This is a genomic window from Streptomyces sp. ICC4, assembly GCF_003287915.1.
Taxonomy (GTDB): domain Bacteria; phylum Actinomycetota; class Actinomycetes; order Streptomycetales; family Streptomycetaceae; genus Streptomyces; species Streptomyces tritrimontium.
In genome coordinates, this window is the sequence record NZ_CP030286.1 from 6,502,279 (window position 1) to 6,516,115 (window position 13,837).

The 13,837-nt window shown below is 73.9% G+C and carries 14 protein-coding genes and 1 pseudogene; 11 read left to right on the forward strand and 4 right to left on the reverse strand.

Features of this window, described 5'->3' with window-relative positions; genetic code table 11:
- Positions 1-52: 52 nt before the first annotated feature.
- Together DRB89_RS30355 and DRB89_RS46085 are read right to left on the reverse strand one after the other, a co-directional pair.
- A pseudogene (locus tag DRB89_RS30355) lies at positions 53-1,047 on the reverse strand (IucA/IucC family protein); the annotation flags it as partial.
- 90 nt (positions 1,048-1,137) lie between these two features.
- Positions 1,138-1,593 (reverse strand): SDR family oxidoreductase, encoded by a 456-nt coding sequence (locus DRB89_RS46085; RefSeq protein WP_112450118.1) that lies wholly within the window; start codon positions 1,591-1,593, stop codon positions 1,138-1,140.
- A 130-nt stretch (positions 1,594-1,723) separates the two neighbouring features.
- Here DRB89_RS46085 and DRB89_RS46090 point away from each other — a divergent pair, with 130 nt between their 5' ends.
- From DRB89_RS46090 to kdpC, 5 genes are read left to right on the forward strand one after another with little or no spacing between them, the layout of a single operon-like run.
- Positions 1,724-1,846, forward strand: a complete 123-nt coding sequence (locus tag DRB89_RS46090) for a hypothetical protein (RefSeq protein ID WP_275432009.1) — start codon at positions 1,724-1,726, stop codon at positions 1,844-1,846.
- Entirely contained in the window at positions 1,843-1,932 is a 90-nt protein-coding gene (gene kdpF, locus DRB89_RS30365; RefSeq protein ID WP_112450117.1) for a K(+)-transporting ATPase subunit F, read from the forward strand. The genes DRB89_RS46090 and kdpF overlap by 4 nt, the downstream gene beginning before the upstream one ends.
- 6 nt (positions 1,933-1,938) lie before the next feature.
- Positions 1,939-3,603 carry a potassium-transporting ATPase subunit KdpA gene (kdpA, locus tag DRB89_RS30370; protein ID WP_112450116.1) on the forward strand — a complete coding sequence of 555 codons (1,665 nt, stop codon included), beginning with the start codon at positions 1,939-1,941 and terminating at the stop codon, positions 3,601-3,603.
- On the forward strand, positions 3,600-5,699 hold the full coding sequence (kdpB, locus tag DRB89_RS30375; RefSeq protein WP_112450115.1) for a potassium-transporting ATPase subunit KdpB: 2,100 nt from the start codon (positions 3,600-3,602) through the stop codon (positions 5,697-5,699). The genes kdpA and kdpB overlap by 4 nt, the downstream gene beginning before the upstream one ends.
- A 3-nt stretch (positions 5,700-5,702) precedes the next feature.
- Positions 5,703-6,338 (forward strand): potassium-transporting ATPase subunit KdpC, encoded by a 636-nt coding sequence (gene kdpC, locus DRB89_RS30380; RefSeq protein WP_112450114.1) that lies wholly within the window; start codon positions 5,703-5,705, stop codon positions 6,336-6,338.
- Between the two features lie 36 nt (positions 6,339-6,374).
- Here the strand turns inward: kdpC and DRB89_RS30385 are convergent, their stop codons facing one another.
- Positions 6,375-7,340, reverse strand: coding sequence for an NADP-dependent oxidoreductase (locus DRB89_RS30385; protein ID WP_343234561.1), 966 nt, complete (start codon positions 7,338-7,340; stop codon positions 6,375-6,377).
- An 82-nt stretch (positions 7,341-7,422) separates the two neighbouring features.
- On the opposite strand from DRB89_RS30385, the gene DRB89_RS30390 reads away from it, so the two are divergent.
- Positions 7,423-8,442, forward strand: coding sequence for an AraC family transcriptional regulator (locus DRB89_RS30390; protein WP_112450112.1), 1,020 nt, complete (start codon positions 7,423-7,425; stop codon positions 8,440-8,442).
- Here DRB89_RS30390 and DRB89_RS30395 read toward each other — a convergent pair.
- Positions 8,439-9,134, reverse strand: coding sequence for a hypothetical protein (locus tag DRB89_RS30395; RefSeq protein ID WP_112450111.1), 696 nt, complete (start codon positions 9,132-9,134; stop codon positions 8,439-8,441). The genes DRB89_RS30390 and DRB89_RS30395 overlap by 4 nt on opposite strands.
- A gap of 284 nt (positions 9,135-9,418) precedes the next feature.
- Between DRB89_RS30395 and DRB89_RS30400 the strand changes: the two genes are divergently transcribed.
- The 5 genes from DRB89_RS30400 to DRB89_RS30415 all read left to right on the forward strand — a co-directional run bounded on the left by DRB89_RS30400 (position 9,419) and on the right by DRB89_RS30415 (position 13,735).
- Positions 9,419-9,700 (forward strand): hypothetical protein, encoded by a 282-nt coding sequence (locus DRB89_RS30400; protein WP_112450110.1) that lies wholly within the window; start codon positions 9,419-9,421, stop codon positions 9,698-9,700.
- Positions 9,701-10,226: 526 nt separating this feature from the next.
- Positions 10,227-10,931: a class F sortase gene (locus DRB89_RS30405; RefSeq protein ID WP_112450109.1), complete on the forward strand. Its 705-nt coding sequence runs from the start codon at positions 10,227-10,229 to the stop codon at positions 10,929-10,931.
- A gap of 134 nt (positions 10,932-11,065) precedes the next feature.
- On the forward strand, positions 11,066-11,440 hold the full coding sequence (locus DRB89_RS30410) for a hypothetical protein (protein ID WP_112463492.1): 375 nt from the start codon (positions 11,066-11,068) through the stop codon (positions 11,438-11,440).
- A gap of 112 nt (positions 11,441-11,552) precedes the next feature.
- Positions 11,553-11,699, forward strand: a complete 147-nt coding sequence (locus tag DRB89_RS43855) for a hypothetical protein (protein ID WP_204357794.1) — start codon at positions 11,553-11,555, stop codon at positions 11,697-11,699.
- Between the two features lie 347 nt (positions 11,700-12,046).
- The gene (locus DRB89_RS30415) at positions 12,047-13,735 is read left to right on the forward strand and encodes a PKD domain-containing protein (protein WP_112463493.1); all 1,689 of its coding nucleotides are present in this window, start codon (positions 12,047-12,049) and stop codon (positions 13,733-13,735) included.
- The last annotated feature ends 102 nt before the right edge of the window (positions 13,736-13,837 follow it).

Below are 13,837 nucleotides of genomic sequence, written 5' to 3' on the forward strand. Positions count from 1 at the left end.
AGCAGTGCCAACCCTACGGGGCGCCACCGACAGCGGCCGCACGGACGGGGGATCAACGCCGGTACAAGGGGTTCGGCACGGTTCCGTGCTGCACGGCGTGCGGGCGGTCGGGGCGGTCGCGGTAGCCGTCCTCGTAGAGGCGGTTCCTGTTGAGGCAGAGCCGGCCGATGCGTTCGCCGAGGAGGTCGAAGAGCGCGTAGCGCTCCTTGAGCTCCGGGAAGCGGGCGTGGTGGCGCAGGATCTCCGCCCGTACGAGGGACCGGAAGGTGTCCTCCGGGACGCCGAGGCGGTCCTCGCAGAGGACGGAGAGGTAGCGGAAGACGCCGACGAACAGCCCGGAGTGGATGAACTGCGGCAGGAAGTCCGCGGGCTCGGTGAGCAGCACCGCGCGGACCTCGTTGGGCATGGCGGCCGGCTCGGGCAGCGGCTCGGCGCAGAGGTTGACGTCGTCCACGAAGTCCTTGACCGCGAGCCGGACCGGGACGTCCTGCTCGTCGAAGATCACGACGGCGTTCTCCCCGTGCGGGGAGCGGGGAGCGGGGAGCGGGACCAGCGTGCCGGCCGCGAGGGCCGGGGCGAAGGGCGGCAGGACGACCTCGTCCCACTGCCAGGGGTGGACCGGGAGGTAGAGGTGGCCGAGCGGGTCGAGGCCGCGCTCGCGCAGGGGCCGGTCGAAGACGCCGCGGGTGACGGGGTCGAGCTCGACGGAGTAGAGGCGTGCCGGGTCTTCCAGGCCGGCGGTGCCCCGGTAGTGCGCGCGGGGGGTGTGCGCGGCGAGCCAGGGCAGGCGCTGGCCGGTCCGGGCCTCGGGGGCCCAGGCGGCGGTGTCGGAGGCGGACAGCCCGATCCGGCCTTGTTGAGGACGAGCCAGGGGTGTCCGGTCTGGTGGCCTTCGAGCGCGGCGTAGTCGAGGTCGGCGAGGACGTCGGCGGTGAGCGCGGTGTGATCGATGCGGGCATCGGCGGCGAGCGTGGCGCTGAGCTCGCGGACCAGGTGGCCGAGGGGGGCGCCGTCGAGGCCGAGGAGCGTGCGGGCCCGGATGAGGAAGGTATACGGGCTGGCTCTTCTACACCTCTGCCGCCGCCGACGAACCACTCGGGCTGGGGCGGGACTGGGGTGCCGGGCCCGGCCGGGCGGTCAGACCACGTGTCGGCCGCCGTCGACGGTGAGGACGTCGCCGGTCGTGTAGGCGGCGTTCACCAGGTGGAGCGCGGCCTCGGCCACGTCGTCCGGGGTGCCCACGCGGCGCAGCGGGGTGTTCTCGGTGATCCACTCGCGCGAGCTCTCCCAGACCTGGTCCTCGCCCTCGTACCAGGGGGTGTCGATGAGGCCGGGCGCGATGGCGTTCACCCGGACGGCGGGGCCGAGCTGGGAGGCCAGGAGCCGCGTCATGCGGTTGACCGCGGCCTTGCTGACGGCGTACGGGATCGAGCCGTAGGTGTCGATCGCGGTCCGGACGATGCGCCGCGCGTCGTCCGCGTCCGCGACGTCGCCGCGTACGTAGACGGCGTCCGGGAGCTCGGCGGCGAGGGCCTTGCCCGCGCCCTCGCTGCGCGCGGAGTTCAGTACGACGCGGATGCCGGCCCCGGCCAGCCGGCGGGCGACGCCGGCGGGCGATGCCGGCGCCGAATCGCGCGTTAGGAACCCGTCAAGGCCGCGCCACCCGGCGTATGGGCCCCGTCAAGGGAGCCCGTGAGGCCTCGAAGAGGGGTTCCACTCAGAGGTGTCCGAAAAACACCCTCCGAATCCTCCGGGAGTCACGATGGCCGATCTGGCCTTCGTCTTCGTCACGATCGCGGTCTTCGCACTGGTGGTCCTCGTCGCCAAGGGGGTGGCCAAGCTGTGAACGCCGAAAACGTCATCGGCCTGCTGGTCGCCCTCGGACTGCTGGGTTACCTCGTCCTCGCCCTTGTGTTCCCGGAGAGGTTCTGAGCCCCGATGAGTCCCGTTCTTGCCGGGGTGCTCCAGCTGCTCGCGCTCATCGCGGCCCTGGCCCTCGCCCACCGCCCCCTGGGCGAGTACATGGCCCGCGTCTACTCCTCGAAGAAGCACTACGCCCCCGAGAAGTGGATGTACAAGGCCATCGGCGCCAACCCCAACGCCGAGATGCGCTGGCCCGCCTACCTGCGCGGAGTCCTCGCCTTCTCGGCGGTGAGCGTCCTCTTCCTCTACCTGCTCCAGCGCCTGCAGGGCCACCTGCCCGGCTCGCTCGGCTTCGCCTCCATCAAGCCGGACCAGGCCTTCAACACGGCCGCCTCCTTCGTGTCGAACACGAACTGGCAGTCGTACGCCGGCGAGCAGGCCATGGGCCCGCTCGTCCAGACCGGCGGCCTGGCCGTGCAGAACTTCCTCTCCGCCGCCGTGGGCATGGCCGTCGCGGTGGCCCTCGTACGGGGCTTCGCGCGCTCCCGCACCGGTGAGCTCGGCAACTTCTGGTCCGACCTGGTGCGCGGCACCGTCCGCATCCTGCTGCCGCTGGCGGCGGTCGCCGCGATCGTGCTGGTGGCCTGCGGGGTCATCCAGAACTTCGCCGGCGTCCACCAGGTCGGCCAGTTCGTCGGCGCACCGCAGCAGTGGAACGGCGGTGCCGTCGCCTCGCAGGAGGCCATCAAGGAGCTGGGCACCAACGGCGGCGGCTACTTCAACGCCAACTCCGCCCACCCCTTCGAGAACCCGACGCCCTTCTCGAACCTCTTCGAGATCTTCCTGATCCTGCTCATCCCCTTCGCGCTGACCCGCACCTTCGGCCGCATGGTCGGCTCGGTGCGCCAGGGCTACGCGATCCTCGCCACGATGCTCACCATCTGGCTCGGCTTCACCGCCCTGATGATGTGGACGGAATTCAGCCACCACGGCCCGGCGCTCCAGGCCGCCGGCGGGGCGATGGAGGGCAAGGAGGCCCGCTTCGGCATCGGCGCCTCGGCGATCTTCTCGGTCGCCACCACGCTGACCTCGACCGGCGCGGTCAACTCCTCCCACTCCTCCTACACCGGGCTCGGCGGCGGCATCCAACTACTGGGCATGCAGCTCGGCGAGATCGCCCCCGGCGGCGTCGGCTCCGGCCTCTACGGCATGCTGATCATGGCGATCATCGCGGTGTTCCTCGCGGGCCTGATGGTCGGCCGGACCCCCGAGTACCTGGGCAAGAAGATCGGCACCCGCGAGATCAAGTTCGCCGCCTGCTACATCCTCATCACCCCGACCCTGGTGCTCGGCTTCACCGCCCTGGCGATGGCCCTCCCGACCCCGGTCCACTCGATGTCCAACGGCGGCGCGCACGGATTCTCCGAGGTCCTCTACGCCTACACCTCGGCCGGCAACAACAACGGCTCGGCCTTCGCGGGCCTGAACGCCAACACCCAGTGGTTCAACACGACCACAGGACTGGCCATGCTCCTGGGCCGCTTCCTGCCGATGGTCTTCGTCCTGGCCCTGGCCGGCTCGCTCGCCGAACAGCAGCCCGTCCCGGCGACGGCGGGCACCCTGCGCACCGAGAAGCCGCTGTTCTCCTTCCTCCTCGTCGGCACGATCCTCATCGTCACCGGCCTCACCTACTTCCCGGCCCTCGCCCTGGGTCCGCTCGCCGAAGGGCTCGCCTCATGAGCACCGCCACCCCCACCCGTGCCCCGCACGGAGACCTGCCCACCGGCCACAAGCCCGAGAGGGCCCGGATCGGCGGCGGCATCTTCGACCCGAAGCAGCTGCTGAAGTCCTTCCCGGACGCCGTGCGCAAGCTCGACCCCCGGGTGATGGTCAAGTCCCCGGTCATGTTCGTGGTGCTGATCGGTTCCGTCCTCACCACCGCGCTGGCGATATCCGACCCGGGCAACCTCTTCGGCTGGGCGATCACCGTCTGGCTGTGGCTCACCACGATCTTCGCGAACCTCGCGGAGGCCGTCGCGGAGGGCCGGGGCAAGGCCCAGGCCGACACCCTGCGCAAGGCCAAGACCGACACCGTCGCCCGCCGCCTGAACGGCGCCGTCGAGGAGCAGGTGCCGGGCACCGAGCTGCGCATCGGCGACCTGGTCGTGTGCGAGGCCGGGGACGTCATCCCCGGCGACGGTGATGTCGTCGAAGGCGTGGCCTCGGTCGACGAGTCGGCCATCACCGGCGAATCGGCCCCGGTCATCCGCGAGTCCGGCGGTGACCGCAGCGCCGTCACGGGCGGTACGAAGGTGCTCTCCGACCGGGTCGTCATCAAGATCACGACGAAGCCCGGCGAGACCTTCATCGACCGCATGATCAACCTGGTCGAGGGCGCGTCCCGGCAGAAGACCCCCAACGAGGTCGCCCTCAACATCCTGCTGGCCTCGCTGACCATCGTCTTCCTGCTGGCCGTCGTCACCCTCCAGCCCTTCGCGATGTACGCGGGCGCCAAGCAGTCGATGATCGTGCTCACCGCGCTGCTGGTCTGCCTGATCCCCACCACCATCGGCGCCCTGCTCTCCGCCATCGGCATCGCGGGCATGGATCGCCTGGTCCAGCGCAACGTCCTGGCCATGTCGGGCCGGGCCGTCGAAGCGGCCGGCGACGTCTCGACGCTGCTCCTCGACAAGACCGGCACCATCACCCTCGGCAACCGCCAGGCCTCCGAGTTCGTACCGGTCACCGGCACGGACGAGGCCGAACTGGCGGATGCCGCCCAGCTCTCCTCCCTCGCGGACGAGACCCCCGAGGGCCGCTCCATCGTGGTGCTCGCGAAGGAGAAGTACGGACTGCGCGAGCGCCACCAGGGCGAGCTCGCGGGCGCCGAGTGGATCCCCTTCACCGCCCAGACCCGCATGTCGGGCGTGAACGTGGACGGCCGCGAGGTCCGCAAGGGCGCCGCCTCCTCGATCACCGCGTGGGTCCGCGAACAGGGCGGGACCGTCGCCCCGGACGCGGGCGCGAAGGTGGACGAGATCTCGGGCTCCGGCGGCACGCCGCTGCTCGTGGCCGTCCAGGACGGGAAGGGCGCCCGGATCCTGGGTGTCATCCACCTCAAGGACGTGGTCAAGGAGGGCATGCGCGAACGCTTCGACGAGCTGCGCCGCATGGGCATCAAGACCATCATGATCACGGGCGACAACCCGTTGACCGCGAAGGCCATCGCGGAGGAAGCGGGTGTCGACGACTTCCTCGCGGAAGCGACGCCCGAGGACAAGATGGCCCTCATCAAGCGGGAACAGGCCGGCGGCAAGCTCGTCGCGATGACCGGCGACGGCACCAACGACGCCCCTGCGCTCGCCCAGGCGGACGTGGGCGTCGCCATGAACACCGGCACCTCGGCCGCCAAGGAGGCCGGGAACATGGTGGACCTGGACTCCAACCCCACCAAGCTCATCGAGATCGTGGAGATCGGCAAGCAGCTGCTGATCACCCGCGGCGCCCTCACGACCTTCTCCATCGCCAACGACGTCGCCAAGTACTTCGCGATCATCCCGGCCATGTTCGCCGTGGTCTACCCGGGCCTCGACAAGCTCAACGTCATGGGCCTGCACTCGCCCGACTCGGCGATCCTCTCGGCCGTCATCTTCAACGCGCTGGTCATCATCGCCCTCGTACCGCTCGCCCTCAAGGGCGTCCAGTACCGGCCCACCAGCGCCGACAAGATGCTCCGCCGCAACCTCGGGCTCTACGGACTGGGCGGCCTCATCGCCCCGTTCATCGGCATCAAGCTCATCGACATGATCATCTCCCTCATCCCCGGGCTGGGCTGACACATGAACAACTCCGTGGGCAACACCGCCCGCCTCCTCGGCGCCGGCCTCCGGGCCCTGCTCGTCCTGACCGTGCTGTGCGGGGTCCTCTACCCCCTCGCCGTCACGGGCATCGCCCAGGCCGCCTTCGGCGGCAAGGCCAACGGCTCCGAGATCAAGGACGGGAGCGGCCGGGTCGTCGGCTCCTCCCTGATCGGCCAGTCGTACGGGGACGACCCGCGCTGGTTCCAGGGCCGCCCGGCCGCGGGCCTCGGCAAGAACACCGTCAACACCCGGTACGAGCTGCTGGTCTCCGGAGCCACCAACAAGGCGGCGGACAGCCCCGAGCTGCGGAAGGCGGTGGAGGAGGCCAAGGCCAAGGTCGTCCTCGACAACACCGTCCCCGGATACGCCCCGCGGCCTTCCGAGATCCCGGCCGACGCGGTGACCTCCTCGGGCTCCGGGCTGGACCCGGACATCTCCCCGGCGTACGCGGAGCTCCAGACCGCCCGCGTCGCGGAGCGCAACCACCTCCCGGTGGCGGAGGTCGCCAAGCTGGTGAAGGCCCACACCGAGGGCCGCACCCTCGGCTTCATGGGCGAGCCGCGGGTCAACGTCCTGGAACTGAACGTGGCCCTGAAGGCCCTCGCGGAGAAGTAGCGGAGAAGTAGCTGCGGCCGGACGGGCCCCCGGCCCCTACCCCCGGACCACGAGGACCGTCTTGCCGGGCGGGAGGGTTCCCGCTTCCGCCCGCGCGTGTACGTCGGCCAGCGCGCCCAGCGGGTACAGCGCGGCGGGGGCCGGATCGAGGTGGCCCGCGTCGACCAGGGCGGCCAGCCGGGCCAGCTGCCCGGTGTCGGCGCGGGCCACCAGGTGCGTGCCGCCGGGGACCGGGGTGGCCACGGACACGGCCCGGCCCCGCCCGTCGGGGTCGAGCAGGGCGGCCAGTTCGGCGGCCGCCCCGGGCCCGATCGGGGCCAGGTTCAGCACGGCGTCCAGCGGCCGCCCCTCCCCCACCGCCTCGCGGAGCGGGCCCGCGCCGGCGACGAGCACGCGCCCCGCCCCGTACCGCCGTGCCGCCTCGACGCCGCGCGGGGTGGTGACGGCGATGACCTCGGCCCCGGCCCAGCGGGCCAGCTGCAGCGCGAGGCCGCCGACGGCGCCCCCGGCGCCGTTGACCAGGACCCGGCTGCCGGCGGTGACGCCCGCCGCCTCGAACAGGGCCTGCCAGGCGGTCAGTCCGGCCACCGGGAGCGCGGCGGCGGCGCTGAGGGAGACCGACTCGGGGGCGGGGACGAGCAGTTCGGCCGGGACGGCGGCGTACTCGGCGGCCGCGCCGCCCGCGTCGAGGCGGCCGATGACGCGGGCACCGGTGCCGACGACCGTGCCCGCCAGGTCCCAGCCGGGGACGTGGGGGAACTCCAGCGGCAGGACACCGCTCAACAGTCCGGCGCGCAGGGCCAGTTCGGAGGGATTGAAGGAGGTGGCCGCCACTTCCACGAGCACCTCGCCGGGGCCCGGGACGGGCCGCGGGACCTCCTCGAGGCGCAGGACGTCGGGGCCGCCGTAGGCGTGGAACCGGACGGCGCGCATGACGCCGGTCCCGGACGGCGCCTCTGCTGCGCGCGGGTTCGCCTGTGCTTGTCGCGTGGTCGATGTCATGACACCGAAGCTACGAGCGGGATCGAAGACTTCCAATGCGGCAGGATCCTTGATCCTTGCGCGATCGTCTACGCTGCCTGCCGTGGACGTGCTCAGCGATGTCATCGCGCTCATGCGGACCGGAAAGCCCACCTCGGCGCTCGTCCGGTGGCACGCGCCCTGGGGCCAGCGCTTCCCCGCCGTCCCCGGCGCGGCCGGCTTCCAGGTGGTGCTGAGCGGGAGCTGCCACCTGGTGTCCGAGGACGGCGGGCCGGCCGTCGAACTGCGCGCGGGGGACGTCCTGTTCATGCCGCACGGGAACGGCTACACCCTGCTCGGCGCACCGGATTCGGCCGTGGCCGAGCCGTCTTGCAGCGCGGCGGCCGGACCCGGCGGCGGCCCGGTGCTGGTCAGCGACACCGTCGGCGAGCCCGGCGCCGGTCCGGTGACCGTCACCCTGTGCGGGGGCTATCGGCTCGACGCCGAACTCGCGCATCCGCTGCTGCGCGAACTCCCCGCCGTCGTACGGCTGTCCGGCGGCCCGGACGGCGTCCCCGGGGTGGCGGAGGCGGTGGCCCTCCTGGCCCGCGAGGCCGACCCGGCCCGCGCCGGCCTCGGCGCCGACACGCTGGTGCCCGCGCTGCTCGACGTCCTGCTGCTGTACGTCCTGCGGGCCCACTACGAGGACGGCGGCCCGGGTGGGGGCGCGGGTGCGGGTGCGGGCACGGGCACGGGTGCGGGTGCGGGCGCGGGTGCGGGTGGCTGGGCCGGGGCCCTCGCGGATCCCGGCATCGGCGCCGCCCTGACCGCCATGCACCGCGAACCGCAGCGGCCCTGGACGGTGGCCTCCCTCGGCACGCGGGCCGGGATGTCCCGGGCCGCCTTCGCCCGCCGCTTCCACGACCTCGTCGGACGGCCGCCGCTCGCGTACCTGACGTGGTGGCGCATGACCACGGCCGCCCGCCTGCTGCGCACCACCGACACCCCCCTCGCGGCCCTGGCCGCCGGCTCCGGCTACTCCTCGGAATACGCCTTCGCGCACGCCTTCAAACGCGCGTACGGGATCCCCCCGGGCCGCTACCGGGCGGCGCGACCCGGTGGACCTTTCCGGTCACAGCACTAGAGCCGCTCGGCGAGGGCGCGGGCCATGGCGAGCGTCGGGGCCGCCTCCCGGACCCGGCGGTAGGGGGTCAGGTCGCGCAGCAGCCGGCCGAGGGCCTCCCGTACCGCGCGGGACTGCACGGCCGGGGCGGCCGTGAGGAACTCCCGCCAGTGCGCGCACGCCCGGGTCAGGTGCCCCAGGCGCAGCAGCGTCTCGGCGAGCGCGGCGTGCGTGAGCGCGGTGGCCCGGTGCTGTCCGGCCGCACGCCCGCGCAAGGACCGCTCCCACGCGTCCGCCGCGGCCGGGAACTCGCCCAGGGCGAGGTGGGTCCGGGCCCGGGCGAAGTCGAGGTCGGCGCGGGCGTACGAGTCGAAGGGGCCGCCCCGCGGGTTCGCCGCGTGGCGCGCGTGCAGCAGATCGGCGGCGGCCAGGTCCGCGGCGGCCGCCGCCCGCTCACCGGCCCGGGCGCCCGCGGCCGCCCGCTGGACCAGGAGGAAGGCCAGCGTGCCGGGTTCAGCGTCGGCGGGCGCGGTCTCCACGGCCAGCCGGGCCAGCCGCAGCGCGTGCGCGGGCTGCCCGACCCGCCCGGCGTGCGCGCTCATCGCGCGCAGCGTGATCGCGTACAGCCGCCGGTCCCCGGCCTGCCGGGCCAGCCCGAGCGCGATGCCGTGGTATTCCTGCGCGAGCCCGTGATGGCCGGCGTCGGCGGTCATGTCCCCGAGCAGGTGGGCGAGTTGCGCGTACCCCCGAAGTACGTCGTCCTCCGCCGCCCCGGGGCCGGGTACGCCGGCTTCGGCACCGGCCGCGGGAGCCGGGCGGGCCGCGCCCGCGCGCAGCCCCGTACCGCCGCGGACGGCGAGCAGACCGCCGGAGGTGGCGCGGCGGGCGGCGAAGGCGCCCGCGTCCTGGGCCAGCCAAGCCGCCAGGGCCGCGCGGGTGCGGGTGCCGCCGTGGGTGAGGTAGAGGCCCGAGAAGCACCCCGGCCGCGGTCAACCTGTTGCCGCTCGCCCCCGCCGCCCGCGCCCTGGCCGAGGCCGCCGAGCAGCCGGGCTGGTCGGGGCTGCGCCACATCGGCTGGGTGCACGCGCGCCCCACCGAGGCCGCCGCCCTGGTCCGGGCGGTCGGGCCGGAGCCGGCCCTGCGGATGCTGCGGCGCCTGTCGGGGATGCAGCCGGCGGCGGCCACCACCGAGCTGGACCTCCCGCCGGTCGGCGCCCGCTACCTCAGCCGGGCCGCGGCGCCCGCCCTGTCGGCCGTCCGGCTGCCGGAGCGGGTGTGAGCGCGGCCGTGCGGCCGTGGCGGGAGCCGCGCGCCCGGTCCGTACCGCCCCCGCCGCCACGACCGCCGCCACGGCCGCTGTCTCCGTCTCCGTCTCCGTCGCCAACGCCGGATCCCCGGGCTCCCCCGGCCGCGGGGCGACGGGGCCGCGGACGGGGTCCCATGGCCAACGCATATGCGTATGGATCATTCATGGATCAAGGACAAGCCGCCCCGCCCACGCCCGCAACTCGCGCGGACGACCCGTCACATCGGCCCGCTTGACAGCTTTTCGCATGGGGCAGAACGTGCCGCCGCACCGACACGCCCGGTTCCCGCGCTTGACGTTCTCACCCGTTCGGGCGCACGCCTTCCACAACCCGGTCCGCCCCGGCCCACCGGCCGCGAGCTGCGAAGACGCACCGCCCGAAGGGCGGCGGACCGGTGACGCGCCGTCAGTTGGCCGTGTTACGCGCGGTGGCGGGGCGCGCGGAAGGGTCCACTGCTCTCAGGCACCGGCCGCCCGAGCCGGACCAGGAGGGATTCCCATGCCCCGCGCCAAGTGGGTCGTCGGCGTACTGACGGTGGCTCTGCTGCTCACCGGCCTCGGGGTGTTGCGCACCACCGAAGGAGGCGGGCCCGCCGCCCCGACCGCCGGCGACGCCCTGCCCTCACGGGTCCTGGGGCTCTCCGGTCCGCGCCGGCTCGCCCGGCAGCTGGAGAGCTCCGGCGGGCACACCACCGGCAAGGGGGCCCGGCGGCCCGTACGGTCGAGCGCCACACCCCTGCCGCGGTCCCTGCCGCTGCGCCTGGTCATCCGGAGCCTGCAGGTGGACGTACCGCTGACGGGCACGACACCGGCCGGCCCGGCGGACGGCGGGCCGGCCGGGACCGACGCACCGGCGGGCGTCGGCGCTTCGCCGAGCGGCACCGCATCGCCCGGCGGCAGCACGCCGGCGGGCGGCCCGGACCGTACGGAGGGGGCCGTCTGGGATTCCGCCGGCCCGGCCCCGGGCTCGGCCGGCACCGCCGTCGTCTCCGGGGACTTCCTGCGCCTCGCCGAACTGCGGCGCGGACAGACGGTCGAGATCCCCCGCGCCGACCGGCGTACGGCCGTGTTCACCGTGTACCGGGTCTCCCCCGCCGGAGTCTCCGGACGCGGCGGCCCGGCCGGCCGGGCCCAACTGCGGCTGATCAGCGGAGAGACGGCCGTCCTCGCCCGCCTGACCGGCCACCGCCGAGCCCCCCGCTGAGCGGGGCGGGCAGCCCGCGGAACCGTCACCCCCCTCGGCCACCTGTCTGCCGAGGGGGGTGACTTCGTCCCCCGGTCGGGGGACGCGGGCGGCCGAGCCGGGAGCCGGCCCGCGTGTCGGGGCACACCCTTCGCATGAACGGGACGCGGCGTGCGCGGACGACACTGGTCAGGGCCCTGAGGGTGCCCCTGACGGTGCTCTGCGTCGTACTGCTGTGCGTGTTCGGCGCCGGGCAGTCCGGGCCGTCCCCCGCGACGGCCGCCGGCGCCCGCCCGGCCCCCACCGCGCCCGCCGAGCCCACCGAGGCACCGGCCGACGCGGCCGGGGACCCCGAGGTGCGCCAGGCGGTACGGGCGGCCGTGCGCGGGTTCGCCGGCGTACGCGGCCTGCAGCGGCCGGTGTTCCGGCCGGCGCACCCGGGCTTCGAGGAGCCGGGCCCGCGCCCGGCGGGCGGAGCCGCGCACGCGGCGTCCCCCTGGGTGGTCCGGAGTGTGGTCCTGCGCTGCTGAGCGGGCCCCCGAGGCCGTCCCGCCCGTGCGGCGCGACGACCCCCGGCCGCGAGCAGCAGTGGCGCGCCCGCGCGCGCATCCCCCACACCCCCGAGCACCGTGAGGTTCCGCCATGCCCTTCGACCCGTACCTCGCCCTGAACGCCATGCTCCGCGCCGAGGCCTCCCGCTTCTCGCCGCCGGCCCCGCCGGTCCGCCAGAGCGAGCCCGAACCGGCCCCGGCCGCCGAAGTGCCGGCCGCCGAGGGCAAGGCCGAGTAGCACCCTCGGGTACACCTTCGGGAAGACATGAGGTGGCACCGGTTCCCGCGCCGTCGGCAACGGAGAGTGGTCACGTGAGGTTCGACCACGGAGCACGGGAACCGGCGCCACTGCCCAGTGTCGGCCGCGGGGGCAGCCGCCCGCTGCGGCCCATGGTCCGGATTTTCCTCGCCGAAAGTACTGTCCGAGCCCCGTATCCCCGATGACATTCGGCCATCGGGCAGGGATCATGGACAGGTCTGAGGGTTCGCGCGTGCCTGACCGCTGCCGGGGGGACCGGTCGGGCAACCGCCGTACGGCGCCGCACCCGGATCGACCCCCAACGCTTCGTCGAAGGAACCCTGCCCGTGCGTCCCACCCGTACGACGGTCCTGCTCACCGCAGGCCTCGTCACCCTCCTCGGCATACCGGCCACCGCCGTCGCCGGCGCCTCGGCCGCCTCGGCCGCCTCCGCCGCCTCCGCCTCGGAGACTCCGGCCGACCTCTTCGTGAACGGCGGCGCGGACTCCCACTGCTCCGACACCGGCGCGGGGACGAAGGCCGCCCCGTTCTGCACGATCGCGCCGGCGGCCAAGGTGGTCAAGCCGGGCCAGACGGTGCGGATCGCGGACCAGGTCACCTACCCGGGAGCGCTGACGATCGACCGGTCCGGCGAGCCGGGCAAGCCGATCACCTTCGCCGTCGAGGGCAGCTCGGATTCCCCCACGGCCGCCGTGGAGAAGAGCCTGACCATCAGCGGCGCCTCCCACGTGGTGGTCCGCGGGCTGTCCGTCCGCACCGGCGTCACCGTCAGCCGCTCCCACGACGTGGTGCTGGAGCGGTCCAACTTCTTCCGCGGCATCCTCAACGGCATCGTCATCGGCGACGGAAGCACGGACGTGCGCGTCAGCCAGAGCGTCCTCGGCAACCCGCGGATCGAGGGCGGCGCCCAGCGCACCGTGCTGAGCCGCAACCTGATCCACGGTCCCGTGCGGGTCGGCGGCCCCTTCGGCCCGGCCGTCGCGGTGGTGGACGCGCCCGGTACGGCGCTCACCAACAACACCTTCAGCGGCGGCTGCGAGACGGCCGTCTCGTTCAGCGGCGCCTCGACCGGCTCGTCGGTGTCGAACAACGTGCTCCCGGCCGAGAGCCACTCCACCCAGTGCCCGGCGGACAAGTCGCGTAAGGCCGTCGTGGTGGAGCCGAGCGCGGTCTCCGGCACCCGCGCCGGCCACAACCTCTTCGTGGGACCCCCTGGGCTCGCGCAGGTCCCGTACACCTGGGCCGGCACGGCCTACACGTCCCTGTCGGCGTTCCGGACCGCGACCGGCCAGGGTGCGGGCGACCTCTCCACCCCGGACCCCGGCCAGGTCGACTCCCTGAGCGTCGACTCCGGTGACCCGACGGCGCCCGGCGCCCTCCTGACCGGCGACATCGACGGACACCCGGTCGCGGACGACCCGCGCGTCGTCAACAGCGGCAAGGACGGCGGGTACGTCGACCGCGGGGCCTACGAGACCGGCGACCGCCTGCGCACCGTCTGGATGTTGGTCGACCAGACCTGGGCGCCGGTCGGCACGAAGGTGCAGGTCCAGGCCGTCTCGGACAGCGACTGGCCCACCGCGATGTCCTACGCCGTGGACTTCGGCGACGGGACGGCCCCGGTCGTCGTCAAGCCGGCCGACCCCGGCACCCTGGGCGCCATCGCCACGCACACCTACGCCGCTCCGTGCGCGTGCGTGGTCAAGGTGACGGCGTCCAACACCGCGGGCCAGAAGGTCACCACCGAGGAGCAGATCAAGGTGACCCCGGCCGGTTCGCTGGCCACGGCCTTCACGGTCAAGCCGGAACTGCCCACCAACCAGAGCCCTCTCAGCGGTGTCCTGCCGCTGACCGTTTCCGTCGACACCGCGGGCACCACGGCGCCGTGGCCGGTGACGAGCGCGGACGTGGACTTCGGTGACGGCACCACCGCGCACAGCACCGACGGCCGCTTCTCCTCCTACGCCTACAAGCAGCCGGGCGAGTCGGCGAGGGGAGGATGGTGGGGCGTGTGAGTGGTGTAAAAGGGACAGGGGGAAGGGCCCGCGTCCCGCCAGCTGGTCGGGGGTGAGCCGGCCGGCCGCCGCGCTGAGGATCAGCGGATTCCCGGCAGCCTC

Bases quoted from the DNA above. Each gene is read 5' to 3' on its own strand.
- kdpA (WP_112450116.1), top strand. From the start codon at position 1,939: ATGAGTCCCGTTCTTGCCGGGGTGCTCCAGCTGCTCGCGCTCATCGCG.
- kdpB (WP_112450115.1), top strand. From the start codon at position 3,600: ATGAGCACCGCCACCCCCACCCGTGCCCCGCACGGAGACCTGCCCACC.
- kdpC (WP_112450114.1), top strand. From the start codon at position 5,703: ATGAACAACTCCGTGGGCAACACCGCCCGCCTCCTCGGCGCCGGCCTC.
- DRB89_RS30385 (WP_343234561.1), bottom strand. From the start codon at position 7,340: ATGACATCGACCACGCGACAAGCACAGGCGAACCCGCGCGCAGCAGAG.
- DRB89_RS30395 (WP_112450111.1), bottom strand. From the start codon at position 9,134: ATGACCGCCGACGCCGGCCATCACGGGCTCGCGCAGGAATACCACGGC.
- DRB89_RS30405 (WP_112450109.1), top strand. From the start codon at position 10,227: ATGCCCCGCGCCAAGTGGGTCGTCGGCGTACTGACGGTGGCTCTGCTG.
- DRB89_RS30410 (WP_112463492.1), top strand. From the start codon at position 11,066: ATGAACGGGACGCGGCGTGCGCGGACGACACTGGTCAGGGCCCTGAGG.
- DRB89_RS43855 (WP_204357794.1), top strand. From the start codon at position 11,553: ATGCCCTTCGACCCGTACCTCGCCCTGAACGCCATGCTCCGCGCCGAG.